The sequence below is a fragment of the Bradyrhizobium barranii subsp. barranii genome, assembly GCF_017565645.3.
In the GTDB taxonomy this organism is placed as follows: Bacteria; Pseudomonadota; Alphaproteobacteria; order Rhizobiales; family Xanthobacteraceae; genus Bradyrhizobium; species Bradyrhizobium barranii.
On record NZ_CP086136.1, the window covers coordinates 6645341 to 6657677 of the forward strand.

General features: G+C 63.2%; 13 protein-coding genes. 5 read left to right on the plus strand and 8 right to left on the minus strand.

Going from position 1 to position 12337, the window contains the following annotated elements; genetic code table 11:
* Positions 1-419: 419 nt before the first annotated feature.
* Positions 420-902: an anthrone oxygenase family protein gene (locus J4G43_RS32430; RefSeq protein WP_208087436.1), complete on the minus strand. Its 483-nt coding sequence runs from the start codon at positions 900-902 to the stop codon at positions 420-422.
* A 94-nt stretch (positions 903-996) separates the two neighbouring features.
* On the opposite strand from J4G43_RS32430, the gene J4G43_RS32435 reads away from it, so the two are divergent.
* The 3 genes from J4G43_RS32435 to J4G43_RS32445 all read left to right on the plus strand — a co-directional run bounded on the left by J4G43_RS32435 (position 997) and on the right by J4G43_RS32445 (position 3410).
* Complete coding sequence (locus J4G43_RS32435; protein WP_208087437.1) at positions 997-1647, plus strand: TetR/AcrR family transcriptional regulator; 651 nt, start codon at positions 997-999, stop codon at positions 1645-1647.
* Between the two features lie 104 nt (positions 1648-1751).
* On the plus strand, positions 1752-2939 hold the full coding sequence (gene argE, locus J4G43_RS32440; RefSeq protein ID WP_208087438.1) for an acetylornithine deacetylase: 1188 nt from the start codon (positions 1752-1754) through the stop codon (positions 2937-2939).
* A 168-nt stretch (positions 2940-3107) separates the two neighbouring features.
* Positions 3108-3410: a hypothetical protein gene (locus tag J4G43_RS32445; RefSeq protein ID WP_208087439.1), complete on the plus strand. Its 303-nt coding sequence runs from the start codon at positions 3108-3110 to the stop codon at positions 3408-3410.
* Positions 3411-3609: 199 nt separating this feature from the next.
* Here the strand turns inward: J4G43_RS32445 and J4G43_RS32450 are convergent, their stop codons facing one another.
* Entirely contained in the window at positions 3610-4236 is a 627-nt protein-coding gene (locus J4G43_RS32450; RefSeq protein ID WP_208087440.1) for a LysE family translocator, read from the minus strand.
* 148 nt (positions 4237-4384) lie between these two features.
* Here J4G43_RS32450 and J4G43_RS32455 point away from each other — a divergent pair, with 148 nt between their 5' ends.
* Positions 4385-5560: an IS481 family transposase gene (locus tag J4G43_RS32455; protein WP_208083680.1), complete on the plus strand. Its 1176-nt coding sequence runs from the start codon at positions 4385-4387 to the stop codon at positions 5558-5560.
* Positions 5561-5719: 159 nt separating this feature from the next.
* Here the strand turns inward: J4G43_RS32455 and J4G43_RS32460 are convergent, their stop codons facing one another.
* A complete protein-coding gene (locus tag J4G43_RS32460; protein WP_208087441.1) occupies positions 5720-6778 on the minus strand; it encodes a phosphotransferase family protein in 1059 nt (352 codons plus the stop codon).
* Positions 6779-6925: 147 nt separating this feature from the next.
* Positions 6926-8161, minus strand: coding sequence for an acyl-CoA dehydrogenase family protein (locus J4G43_RS32465; RefSeq protein WP_208087442.1), 1236 nt, complete (start codon positions 8159-8161; stop codon positions 6926-6928).
* A 209-nt stretch (positions 8162-8370) separates the two neighbouring features.
* Between J4G43_RS32465 and J4G43_RS32470 the strand changes: the two genes are divergently transcribed.
* Positions 8371-9033, plus strand: a complete 663-nt coding sequence (locus tag J4G43_RS32470) for a TetR/AcrR family transcriptional regulator (RefSeq protein WP_208087443.1) — start codon at positions 8371-8373, stop codon at positions 9031-9033.
* A gap of 78 nt (positions 9034-9111) precedes the next feature.
* Here J4G43_RS32470 and J4G43_RS32475 read toward each other — a convergent pair whose 3' ends face one another.
* From J4G43_RS32475 to J4G43_RS32490, 4 genes are all read right to left on the minus strand, one after another.
* Positions 9112-9504, minus strand: coding sequence for a RidA family protein (locus tag J4G43_RS32475; protein WP_208087444.1), 393 nt, complete (start codon positions 9502-9504; stop codon positions 9112-9114).
* 204 nt (positions 9505-9708) lie between these two features.
* A complete protein-coding gene (locus J4G43_RS32480) occupies positions 9709-9924 on the minus strand; it encodes a hypothetical protein (RefSeq protein WP_208087445.1) in 216 nt (71 codons plus the stop codon).
* Between the two features lie 239 nt (positions 9925-10163).
* Positions 10164-11393 carry a CaiB/BaiF CoA transferase family protein gene (locus J4G43_RS32485; protein ID WP_208087446.1) on the minus strand — a complete coding sequence of 410 codons (1230 nt, stop codon included), beginning with the start codon at positions 11391-11393 and terminating at the stop codon, positions 10164-10166.
* Positions 11394-11611: 218 nt separating this feature from the next.
* Positions 11612-12301: an outer membrane protein gene (locus J4G43_RS32490; RefSeq protein ID WP_208087447.1), complete on the minus strand. Its 690-nt coding sequence runs from the start codon at positions 12299-12301 to the stop codon at positions 11612-11614.
* Positions 12302-12337 lie beyond the last annotated feature (36 nt).

Genomic DNA, 12337 nt, shown 5'->3' on the forward strand with positions numbered 1-12337 from the left:
CAAGACTTGGCGCACAGACCCCGGGCGCCAGGACGACACGATTTGGCCGTACGCCGATCACATCTGTCGTTGGCGCGAGGTCTTCGCTCACGGTCGCCCGCCCTGCGAAGCTTTCGTGCCGATGTGACCTGCGTCCACCGCCGCCCGGCCCGCGTTCGTGACGATCGCGATACGCCCCTCTTCCTTGGGCCGGGTTGCGGCGACAGATACGCCGTTTCCGAATTTCGGTAAAGTGGAATATTTTCGCGAGTACACATTGACCGAGAGTTTGAGTGTTTTGCCCGACGGGCAACGCAAGGTCTTGTAGACTGGAGATCTTGTAGCCCGGATGGAGCGAAGCGTAATCCGGGGTTTGCGCCCCCGGACATAGTGGCCCCGGATTTCGCTTCGCTGCATCCGGGCTACGATGCCGATTTGGCCTACGAAGCCAGCGCTGCGACAAACAACCCGCTCGCGACCACCGACGCAACCATCCGCACGTGGTTCCAGAACGTCCAGTCCTTGAGATACGCCGCCCACACCGCGCCAGCCTCCGGCGCGGACGGCTGCAACGCGGCGAGCGCGTTGTTGAGCGGGACGTTGAACACCATCGTCACCACGAACATGCCGATGACGTAGAGGCCGCCGCCGGCGATCATGCTCACTGCCCCCGGCCCGCTGACGCGCAACGTCCCCATCACCACCAGCGCCGCACCCACCACCGTCGTGCCGAGAAACAGCGGCATGAACAGCGAGCGCACGATGTCGACATTGATCGCGTTCATCACGGCGATGCCGGCCGCCTGGTCGAGCCGGCCGAGCGCGGCCGTGATGAAGGTCGAGAAGGCGAAATAGATTCCGGCCATGAGGCCGCAGCCGATCGCCGAAAACCAGAGCAGTCCGGTCGTGAAACCCTGCCACATGCCGCAGCTCCCTATAATACGATAAACTCTCGCATTTGATAAATGCGATAAACTCTCTTATTTCTGACGTCAAGCGCGGATGGCGGGAATCGGGATGCCGGAACGGAAAAGCAGGACGGACAAGACGACGCACGCGGCCGCGCGACGCACGCCGCTGGTGCCCACGCAGGAGCGAAGCCGGGAACGCTTCGACCGCATCCTGACCGCTGCGGCGGAGATCCTTACCGAGAAAGGCAGCGACACCTTCCGGATGAGCGACATTGTCGAACGCACCGGCATCGCATTCGGCTCGCTCTATCAATATTTTCCGGACAAGAGCACGGTGATCGGGACGCTCGCCGAGCGGTGCAATGTCATCGGCCGCGAATGCGTCCAGCGCGACCTCGCCGAGATGAAGAAGCTGTCCGACCTGCACGCTGCGCTATGCCGCATCACCGATGGCTATGACCGGATGTTCCGCGAGCATCCCGTGATGCATCACATCTGGATGGCGACGCAGGCCGACCGAAGCTTGCAGAAGATCGACGAGGAGGATGTGGCCTTTCTCGCCGGCCTCTTGCGCGAGGCGCTCAAGCGCGTCGCGCCGAAACAGCCCGCCGCCGCCCTCACCTCGTTTTCGCAACTGGCGATGATCCAGATCGCCGCCGCGGTTCGTCACGCCATCGCCTTGCCGCCGGCGGAGGCGCGGCGTAAGCTCGAGCTGTTCAAGCGAATGCTGCCGAAAGATCTCTCCGCGCTCGGCTGAGGTTCAGCGAAAGCACCCTTCGCGATCCGATTTGCCCGAACCGCCACTCCGTTGGTATGTTTCGTGCAGGCGGCGAAGCCATCCTCCATCTCATGAACGAGACAATGCCCAACCCGATTTTCCCGAGTTCACGACCCGATCGCATTCGCAACCTCCTCGCCGACCTCGTCGGCTTCGACACCGTCAGCGACCGCACCAATCTGCCCTTGATTGCCCATATCGAGAGCTATCTCGCTTTCCTCGGTGTCAAGGGCGAGCGCATCGTCGACGACACCGGCCAGAAGGCCTCGCTCTGGGTCACCATCGGACCGGAGGACCGTCCAGGCCTCGTGCTGTCGGGACACACAGACGTCGTGCCGGTCGTGGGCCAGGACTGGAGCCACGATCCGTTCAAGCTGGTCGAGCGCGACGGCAAGCTCTACGGCCGCGGCACCACCGACATGAAGGGTTTTGTCGCGGTGTGCCTCGCCATGGTGCCGGAGATGCTGGAAGCGAAGCTGACGACGCCGATCCATCTCGCCATCTCCTATGACGAGGAGATCGGCTGCGTCGGCGTGCGGCCGATGCTGCGCGAGGTCGCGAAGAAGAAGATCAAGCCGCTCGGCGCCTTCATCGGCGAGCCGACCGAGATGAAGGTCATCACCGGCCACAAGGGCAAGCACGGCGTGCGCGCGACATTCCGTGGTCTCGCCCGCCACTCCTCGATCGCGCCCGACGGCGTCAACGCGATCGAATACGCGGCCGAGCTGATCACCGAAATCCGTCGCCGTGCCGTGAAGCTTGCGGCCGCGCGATCGAATGACAGCCTCTACGACGTTCCGCATTCGACGCTGCTCACCAGCATCGTGCATGGCGGCGCCGCGCTGAACATCGTGCCCGATACCTGCACGGTGGATTTCGAATGCCGCGGCATCGGCATCACCGAGTCGCGCGAGGTGACGGATGCGATCGTCGCCTGGGCCAAGGCCGAGCTCGAGCCGGAGATGAAGGCGAGACATCCGGAGTGCGGCATCGATTTCGAGGAGATCCTTGATTATCCCGCGCTCGACACGGCGGCCGACGCCGCCATCGTCACACTGGCAAAAAGCCTCGCCGGCCGCAACGACCACGCCAAGGTCGCCTTCGGCACCGAGGCGAGCCTGTTCGCCAGCATGGCGGATATCCCGTCGGTGGTGATCGGCCCCGGCGCGATCGCGCAAGCGCATACGCCCGACGAGTTCGTGGCGATGGCGGAGCTGGAGAAATGCGCAGGCTTCGTGGAAAGGCTGATCGCGCATTGTGTGAAGGGCTGACCCGTAGGGTGGGTTAGCTTAGCGCAGCGTAACCCGCCACTTCTGTTGCGCCGTGCGAATGGCGGACAATGATGCGCCTTTGCCCACCCTGCGGGAGCTGATTTACCCGACAGGCAAGGCTCCCTTCTGCTAGGCTCCAGACTCTCGCCTAACCGAAGGGAGAACTCCATGAAGGCCATCGCACTGGGCGCACTCGGGGCCACGCTGGTTGCGGCCGCCGCTCCCGCCGCGCCGCTCAACGCAACGACGATCGGCTCTGCCGAAATCTCCGACGTCGACCAAGTCGGTCTGATCTGCAACGAGTATTATGGACGCTGCTGGCGGACCCGGGGACGCTATGTCCTGCGCTACTTTGACGACCCCAGCTACTTCCCCGGCAGGGGCTACAACTACTACGCCGGTCCCGGCTATTACGATCGCGGATACGGCGGCTACTACGTCGGACCGAGGTTCACCATTCGCGCCTGGTAGCAGGCCAATCACCATCAGAGCGGCACTCGACGCCGTCGTGTCGAAGAAGAAGGGCATGAACAGCGAGCGCAGGATGTCGACATTGATGGCGTTCATCGCCGCAACCGTTCAGAGCGTAGCCCGCATGAGCGTTAGCAACATGCGGGACCGCCGTCCCGGGTGTCGCTGCGCTCACCCGGGCTACGGGAGCACGCGTTCCTCATCGCTCCTGCAACGCCAGCCGCACGCCGACAGCGCAGTAGATGGTCCCGACCACCTTGCCCTGCCATTTCACCACGGCCGGATGGCGGCGCAGGAGATTGCCCAGACGACCGGCGCCGACGGCGAACACCACGGTGCTGACGAGACCCAGCAGCACGAAGACGGTGCCGAGGATCGCAAGCTGAAGTGCGATCGAACCGTGCTCCGGCCTCACGAATTGCGGCAGGAACGCAAGGAAGAACAGCGCGGTCTTGGGATTGAGCACTTCGGTCAGCACGGCCTGCCGGAAGGCCCGGCCCGCGCCGATCGCGGGCGCGCCGCCGTTCAGCTCGACCGGCGCCTTGTCGAGCATCGCGCGAATGCCGAGATAGATCAGGAACGCAGCGCCCGCATATTTAACGATGCTGAACAGCAGCGCAGAGGTCGCGATGATCGCCGAAAGACCGACGATCGCCATCGAAGTGTGGATCAAGTCACCGGCCGCAATCCCCGCGCCGGTCGCGATGCCGACCTTCGTTCCCGAGCTAACCGCGCGCGCCATGGTGAGCAGCGTCGCAGGCCCGGGAATGAAGACAAAACCGAGTACGATGAGGATGTAGGTGATGAGGGTGGCGTGATCGATCATGTGGCTGGCCGTTCTTTCACTGATGTCGCTACGACAGCGGTGTCATGCCCCGGCTTGATGTTTAGCCCGGACAGATCACTGACGGGTGTTCGGAGACATAGCTGACACATCAACATTGGCTGGATTGGTCCGATTCGGGAGGCCGTCCATGCCTTGGAGCGAGGTGTCAGTGATGGATCAGCGTCACGAGTTTGTGCGGCTGGCTTTGCAGGAGGGCGCCAACCGGCGCGAACTGTGCCGTCGGTTCAACATCAGTCCTGACGTCGGCTACAAGTGGCTGGCGCGCTGGCAGGCCGGCGATCGGGAGCTGGCCGACCGCTCCCGGCGCCCGCATGCGATGCCCAAGCGGAGTGAGGCTGCGGTCGAAGTAGAAGTCCTGGCTGTACGCGACAAGCATCCGGCTTGGGGAGCACGGAAGATTGCCCATTGCCTGAAGCGGGGCGGGCAGACGGTGCCTGTGCCATCAACGGTGCACCAGATCCTGTGTCGGAACGGCCGGGTCAAACCGAGTGAGAATGCGCCGCCCAATCCGGGCCACCGGTTCGAGAAGGAAGCTCCCAATCTGCTGTGGCAGATGGACTTCAAGGGCCACCTGCCGCTGGCCGACGGGACACGATGCCATCCGCTGACCATCGTCGACGATCACTCGCGCTACGTGCTGTGCCTGAAGGCATGTGCCGACGAGCAGCGTCTCACCGTGCAGAATCACCTGTCGACGACGTTCCGCTGCTATGGCCTGCCAGAGGCCTTCTACACCGACAATGGCTCACCCTGGGGCGATACGTCCGGCATTCGTTGGACCGGACTGAAGGTGTGGCTGCTCAAGCTTGGCGTCAGGGTGGTGCACGCCAGGCCATGCCACCCACAGGCCCGCGGCAAGAACGAGCGCTTCCATCGCACCCTGAAGGCCGAGGTGTTTGCAATGCGCCGCTTCCGAACTCTCCCGGAAGTCCAGCGCGCCTTCGACGCCTGGCGGCCGGTCTACAATCTGGAGCGGCCTCACCAAGGCCTCGATATGCAGGTCCCTGCCGATCGCTTCCGGCCAAGTGCTCGCCCCATGCCGGCCCGCGTTCCGAACGTCGAATACGACAGCGGCGAGATCGTGCGCAGGGTCTCATCGACAAGACCCTACATCTCCTTCAAGGGACGCTTCTGGAAAGTTCCCCAGGCCTTCGCCCGCGAACGCCTTGCCATCCGGCCACTGGTTCGTGACGGCCACTACGGAATCTTCTTCGCCAGCTGGCAGGTCGCATCGATCGACTTGACCAATGGCCAACCTGTCAGTGATGTGTCCGAACAGGTGTCAGCCATGTCTCCGGACTAAACACTTGACCGGGGCATCCAGTACGCCGCGGCTCCTCTGCGTCCACGCGCTGTCTCTGGGATACTGGATTGCCCGCTTTCGCGGGCAATGACACCGAAAGTGTGGAGACGGCGAACCACAAAGCGAAAAGGCGCGGCCATCAGCCGCGCCTTTGTGGGTCTACACGGCGCCGGCCTTCTGTGCGTATTCCCATGACGCCTTCGACAGCGGCACGGTGCGCTTGGCTGACTCCAGCGCCTTGGCATTGGCCGCGGTGCCATCGCGAACGCGGCCGGCGATGCCTTGGGTGATGCCGGCGAGGCGGAACAGGTTGTAAGCAAAATACCAGTTGAGATCAGGCACCGTCATCTTGGTGACGTTGCAATAGATCTGCGCGGCCTCTTCCACGCTCGGGATGTTGAGCGCCTTGAGGTCGGCGCCCTCCAGGCCCGGCATGATCCACTGCATCAGGAGATAGGTGAAGTCGGCCATGGGATCGCCAAGCGTCGACAGCTCCCAGTCGAGCACGGCCTGCACGCGCGGTTCCGTCGCGTGGAAAATCATGTTGTCGAGGCGATAGTCGCCGTGGACGATCGAGACGCGCGCCTGCTCCGGCACGGTTTTGGGCAGCCATTCGGCGACCTTCTCGAACTCCGGAATGTGCTGGGTCTCGGACGCCCGATACTGCTTGGTCCAGCGGTCGATCTGGCGCGCGAAATAATTGCCGGGCTTGCCGAATTCACCGAGGCCGATCGCGACGGGATCGTACATGTGGAGTTTTGCCAGCGTCTCGATCTTGCTGGTGAAGATTTTTCGACGATCTTCCGGCGTCTGGCTCGGCAGCGTCGGATCCCAGAACACCCGGCCGTCCTCCATCGACATGATGTAGAAGGCGGCGCCGATGACGCTGTCGTCCTGGCACAGCGCATAGGCGCGCGCGACCGGAAAGCCCTGTTTTCCAAGGGCTGCGATGACGCGGTATTCGCGGTCGACCGCATGCGCCGACGGCAGTAGCTTGCCGAACGGCTTGCGACGCATCACGTAGGAGCGGTTCGGCGTGTTCAGCCGGTAGGTCGGATTGGATTGGCCGCCCTTGAACTGGAGCACGACCAGCGGGCCTTCATAGCCTTCGACGTTGTCGCGCATCCAGGCCTCGAGCCGCATCTCGTCGAAGCGATGACGCTCCTCGACCGGCTTGGTGCCCGAGAACTCTTCGTCTTTCCTGACGCCGTCAGCCACGGTGACGCTCCCTCTTCAGTCCTGACCATTCAGGTCGAGCATGATCCTAATCGGTAACCGCTGACGCACTTGCGTCAAGCGGTCATTCCGAATGCGGATCATGCCCTGTCGTTTCTTCAGATAGGGAGCGCCGCGCGGCCCTCCCTCTTAATGACTGGGAGAGTTGGCATACTTCCGAACTTCGAGCCTGGCAATGGCGCGATTGTGCACCTCGTCCGGACCGTCGGCGAGCCGCAGCGTGCGGATACCGGCGTAGTCCTTGGCAAGACCCGCTTCGTCCGAAACGCCCGCGCCACCAAAGGCCTGGATCGCCTCGTCGATGATCTTCAGCGCCATGTTGGGTGCTGCGACCTTGATCATGGCGATCTCGGCCTGCGCGGTCTTGTTGCCGACCTTGTCCATCATGTCGGCGGCCTTGAGGCAGAGAAGACGCGTCATCTCGATGTTGGTGCGGGCCTCGCCGATGCGCTGCTCCCACACGCTGTGCTCGACGATCTTCTTGCCGAAGGCGGTGCGCGACATCAGACGCTTCACCATCTTCTCCAGCGCTTCCTCGGCCTTGCCGATGGTGCGCATGCAGTGATGAATACGGCCGGGACCGAGGCGGCCCTGCGCGATCTCGAAGCCGCGGCCCTCGCCGAGCAGGATGTTCTCCTTCGGCACGCGCACATTCTCGAGCAGCACCTGGGCGTGGCCGTGCGGCGCATCGTCGAAGCCGAACACCGGCAGCATTTTCTCGACTTTGATGCCGGGGGTGTCGAGCGGAACCAGGATCTGCGACTGCTGCTGATGCTTGGCCGCCTTGAAATCGGTCTTGCCCATCAGGATCGCGATCTTGCAGCGGGGATCTCCGACACCGGACGACCACCATTTGCGACCGTTGATGACGTAGTGATCGCCATCCTTCTCGATGCTGGTCTCGATGTTGGTGGCGTCGGACGAGGCGACCGCCGGTTCCGTCATCAGGAACGCCGAGCGGATCTCGCCGTCCATCAGCGGACGCAGCCATTTGCGCTTCTGCTCCTTGGAGCCGTAGCGCATGAACACTTCCATGTTGCCGGTGTCGGGCGCCGAACAATTGAACACTTCCGAAGCCCAGGAGATGTGGCCCATCTGCTCCGACAGCAGCGCGTATTCGAGATTGGTCAATCCCGCGCCGCGGAATTCATCGTCCTCATGCTCGTTCGGCGGCATGAACATGTTCCAGAGGCCTTCGGCCTTCGCCTTCTTCTTGAGGTCCTCCAGCACCGGAATGACCTTCCAGCGCTCGCCGCTGTGATCCTGCTCGTTATAGATCGGCACCGCCGGACGCACGTGCTTGGTCATGAACGACTGCACGCGGTCGAGCCATTCCTTCTGCTTGGGGGACAGATCGAAATCCATGGGACGCTCCTCGGTCTCTCTTTGCAAAGCTGTTTTGCGCCGGACTGTCCTCCCGCCGCACGCGGTCCGCAAGCACGAATGCCTGCGGACGCTTCGGAACCCGTCCGCGCGCTGCGAACGAGTCTCGATTGCGGATTGACTTTCTCCGGCCTTCAAACGATAGTTTCATACAAGTGTTTGAATTGCAACTCCCTCCCCGAGGGGCATCCATGGCCAGCGATCATACGAGGTCTGCCATTCTCGCCGCCGCCGAACGGCTTTATGCCGATCGCGGCTTTGGCGACGTGACGCTGCGCGACATCGTCGCGGAGGCCAACGTCAACCTCGCGGCGGTGAATTATCATTTCGGCTCGAAGGACGAATTGATCGCAGAGCTGTTCGTCTCACGCTCGATCGCCACCAACCGCGAACGCCTGCGCGAATTGAAGGCCGCGGAAGAGCAAGGCGGCGGTCGCGCGCCGATCGAGGTGATCTTGCGCGCGCTGGTCGGCCCGACCTTGCGCGGCTGCCTGGGTCCGGAAAACCAGCGCTCCACCGCGGCGCGCTTCATGATCCGCGCCTCGATCGAATCCGTGCCGCCGATCCGCCGCATCAAGAACCGCGAGATCGACCATCTGCGGAAATTCGCAGGCGCCATGCGGCGCTCCCTGCCCGACCGCAGCGACATCGATATCTATTGGGGCCTGAACTTCGCGCTCGCCATGGCGCACCACACCATCCGCGAGAGCGAGCGGCTGACGAAGCTGTCGGAAGGCAAATGCGATCTCGACGACGTCGAGGACGTCGTCGCGCGCGTCGTCAGCGTCGCGACGATGGCGCTGACGGCGGGGCGGACCGAGACGAAGGCGCCGTCACGGGTTGTCGCACGTTAGTCAAATAACCGTAGCCACGCCGGCGCTGCGCTCCCTCGCCCCGTTCTTACGGGGAGAGGTAAAGTAACCGCCAGTCCCTCACATCATCGCGATGCAGTCGATCTCGACGTCGAAGGGGCCGAACCATTCCGGGGTGCAGACGAAGATGCGCGCCGGCGGATGGATCGGGAAATAGCGCGCATAGATCGCGTTGAAGACGGCGAAGTGTTTGGTCGAGGTGCAGTAGACGTTGCACTTCATGACATTGTCGAGCGAGGCGCCTGCCGTCTCGAGGCAGAGCTTCATCTGCTCCATGATGATCTCGCTCTGCCGCGCGATTGGCATCTCCCCGATCTCGCCCGTCTCGGGGTCGAACGGCGGCAGGCCGGCGACGAAGATCATGTTGCCGGCGCGCGTGACCGGCGAGGTCGGCGCCTTGACGCGGTCGAGAAAGGACGAGATCGGTTCGACGCGGAGCGCTTCGCGTTTCATCGGCGGCCACCTTCGGTTCGAGCGAGACTGGCGCCTTGCTACATTATTCTGCAGCCGGCATGCTTCGCTAAAGCTCGAAGTGTGGTTGCAGGCCTAAAGCGCGATGAGATCGCGCTCTAGTTTTTGCTTGAGCATGATCTCCGCGCAAACGCGTTCCGCGTTTGTCGCGAGGGAAAACCGCTACGCACTTTTCCGGATCATGCTTTAGACCCGCTGCGGCATCTCCTCTGCCTCTTCCTTGGCGAGCAGCAGCAGCATCTCGATGCCCATCTCGCCTTCCTGCGGCGAGCGGATGAACTTTATCTCGTCGGCGCTTTGCCGCAGCGCTGCAATGATGGCGACGGCCTGATTGGCCGTTGCTGCCTCGGTTGCCAGAACTGCCTTCTGGTTCTTGGCCTGAAACCCGATCGTGTAGGACATTCGTTCCCTCCCGGACTTACGTGGGGAGGATGGCATCAGAGTCGCGCGCAAAGCGGAAGCCTGTGCGAGTACGGACCGGGTTTATCTGGGGATTGCGCGCAAGCCTCAGGCAAGGCCGAACATGGCGCGCGCGTCGTCCGCGGTCGCAACCGTCGCTCCCAGGCTGGTCAGGATCGCTTTCGCATGCGCGCCAGCATTGGTCTTCGCCGGCACGCCCCTGGGAGGATCAGGAAGCGAAGCTAGATAATCCCCTGCTGCTTCAGCTGCTCGATCTTGCCGGCATCATAGCCGAGCTTGCCGCCGAGCACCTCTTGGGTGTGCTCGCCCAGCAGCGGCGGGGCGCGGTAGTTCTTGATCGGGGTCTCCGAGAGGGTCAGCGCGTTGCGGATCAGCGAGAGATCGGGCTCGAACGGATGGTCGACCTTCACCCGCATGCCGCGCGACTGGACGTGCGGATCGGAAAACACCTGCTCGAAATTGTTGATCGGGCCCGACGGCACGCCGGCCTCCTCCAGCTTGTCCAACCAGTAGGCCACCGGCTGCTTCAGGAACAGGCCGGCAAAGATCGCCATGATTTCCTTGCCGTGCACGACGCGGTCGTTGTTCTTGACGAAGCGCTTGTCGTTGGCGAGCTCGGGCTCGCCGAGCACGGCGCAGGTGCGCTGGAACTGGCCGTCATTGCCGACCACCAGCATCAGCTCGCCGTCGGTGCAGCGGAATACGCCGGCCGGCATGCCGCCATTGCCCCAGGTGCCGCGGCGCGGCGGCATCTTGCCGTTGACGAGGTAGATCTGCAGCCAGTGCGACAGCGATGCGATGACGGTATCGAACAGGCAGACGTCGATGTGCTGTCCCTGCCCGTCATTGGCGTCGCGATGGTACAGCGCCGAGAGAATCCCGATCGAGGTGTTCATGCCGGTCATGTAATCGACGATAGACGGGCCGACCTTCATCGGACCCTCGCCGGGCTCGCCGTCGATATGGCCGGTGACGCTCATCAGGCCGCCCATCGCCTGCAGGATCGCGTCATAGCCGGCACGCGGCGCGTAGGGGCCGGTCTGGCCGAAGCCGGTCACCGAGCAATAGATGATGCCGGGGTTGATCGCCTTGATCGTCTCGTAGTCGAGGCCATAGCGCTTGAGATCGCCGACCTTGTAGTTCTCCATAAAGACGTCGACGTCCTTGGCGAGCGCGCGGATGATCGCCTGCCCCTCGGGCTTGGCGATGTTGACGGTGACCGACTTCTTGTTGCGGTTGGCGCAAAGGTAGAACGAGTTGTTGTTGTTGGCCTTGCCCTCGGGGTCGGTCAGATAAGGCGGGCCGAAGGCGCGCGCGTCGTCGCCGGTGCCCGGCCGCTCGATCTTGATCACCTCCGCGCCGAGATCGCCCAGCATCTGGGCCGACAGGGGCCCGGCAAGCACGCGGGTGAGATCAAGGATCTTGATGCCTGAGAGCGGCAAGGCCGACATGTCGATTTCCTCCGGGAACTGATATTGGCGCGGCGGCCTTAAGCCCTGGCCGCGCTCCCTGCGGATACACCATTTTGGAGTTCTGAGCACTGCGTTCGGGGCATACGGCTATCCATCGCCCGGCAGCAGGAGCGGCCCTGCGGCGGGCGAATTTCCGCGCCACGGCTATCGCGCCTGCGCCGGCGCTCCGCCACGGCGATCCGCGCCGCTGATGACGGCTAGAACCTGACGCTGATTCCACCGCGCACGGACTGGAAGCGAGGATGCTGCTCGTAGCTCGCGCCGACGTCGGGCCAGTCGAAGCGGGACGTGCCGAAATCGCTACAGCGATATTCCAGGCGCGCCGTAACCCGATTGGTCAGCGCCGCTTCTCCGCCGACGCCTGCGGTCCATCCGGTCTTCGAAATGTCGGCATCCACCGTGGGAACTGCCAATGTCGACGTCCACCGGTACTTCAGCTCGGTGAACGCCAAGCCACCCGTCACATAGAGCAGCAGGCGCTCAGTCGGTGTAAAGCCGAGCCGTCCGCGAACGGAGGCCTCCCACTCCTTGCGCGCGTCGTATCGGAAAAACGGGATGTTAAATCCGCCGTTCACCGGGCCCACGTCTACATCGGCCTCAAGGCCAACAACGAGTCTGTCCAATTGATGGTTGTAGCCCACATGGACACCGCCGAAGCCGCCGTCCGCGCGGAACCCATGCGTGAAGCCGGTCGGAGGCCCGCCCAAGAAGAATTCGACAGTGCGATCCGGGCTCCACGCGTAACCACCTTGGACACCTGCATAGAAGCCAGTCCATGCGAAGGGTGACACGGCGACAGAGCGCACTGCCTTAACGGGCAAGTCGGCAGCATCCGCAGCGACGGCGGAGCAGGCCAGCGCGGCGAGGCAGATCAGCGTGCGTTTCATTGCAAATTCCAGCCCATCGGATTGACGATTCCAACT

Bases quoted from the DNA above. Each gene is read 5' to 3' on its own strand.
- J4G43_RS32430 (WP_208087436.1), bottom strand. From the start codon at position 902: ATGTGGCAGGGTTTCACGACCGGACTGCTCTGGTTTTCGGCGATCGGC.
- J4G43_RS32435 (WP_208087437.1), top strand. From the start codon at position 997: ATGCCGGAACGGAAAAGCAGGACGGACAAGACGACGCACGCGGCCGCG.
- argE (WP_208087438.1), top strand. From the start codon at position 1,752: ATGCCCAACCCGATTTTCCCGAGTTCACGACCCGATCGCATTCGCAAC.
- J4G43_RS32445 (WP_208087439.1), top strand. From the start codon at position 3,108: ATGAAGGCCATCGCACTGGGCGCACTCGGGGCCACGCTGGTTGCGGCC.
- J4G43_RS32450 (WP_208087440.1), bottom strand. From the start codon at position 4,236: ATGATCGATCACGCCACCCTCATCACCTACATCCTCATCGTACTCGGT.
- J4G43_RS32455 (WP_208083680.1), top strand. From the start codon at position 4,385: ATGCCTTGGAGCGAGGTGTCAGTGATGGATCAGCGTCACGAGTTTGTG.
- J4G43_RS32465 (WP_208087442.1), bottom strand. From the start codon at position 8,161: ATGGATTTCGATCTGTCCCCCAAGCAGAAGGAATGGCTCGACCGCGTG.
- J4G43_RS32470 (WP_208087443.1), top strand. From the start codon at position 8,371: ATGGCCAGCGATCATACGAGGTCTGCCATTCTCGCCGCCGCCGAACGG.
- J4G43_RS32475 (WP_208087444.1), bottom strand. From the start codon at position 9,504: ATGAAACGCGAAGCGCTCCGCGTCGAACCGATCTCGTCCTTTCTCGAC.
- J4G43_RS32480 (WP_208087445.1), bottom strand. From the start codon at position 9,924: ATGTCCTACACGATCGGGTTTCAGGCCAAGAACCAGAAGGCAGTTCTG.
- J4G43_RS32485 (WP_208087446.1), bottom strand. From the start codon at position 11,393: ATGTCGGCCTTGCCGCTCTCAGGCATCAAGATCCTTGATCTCACCCGC.
- J4G43_RS32490 (WP_208087447.1), bottom strand. From the start codon at position 12,301: ATGAAACGCACGCTGATCTGCCTCGCCGCGCTGGCCTGCTCCGCCGTC.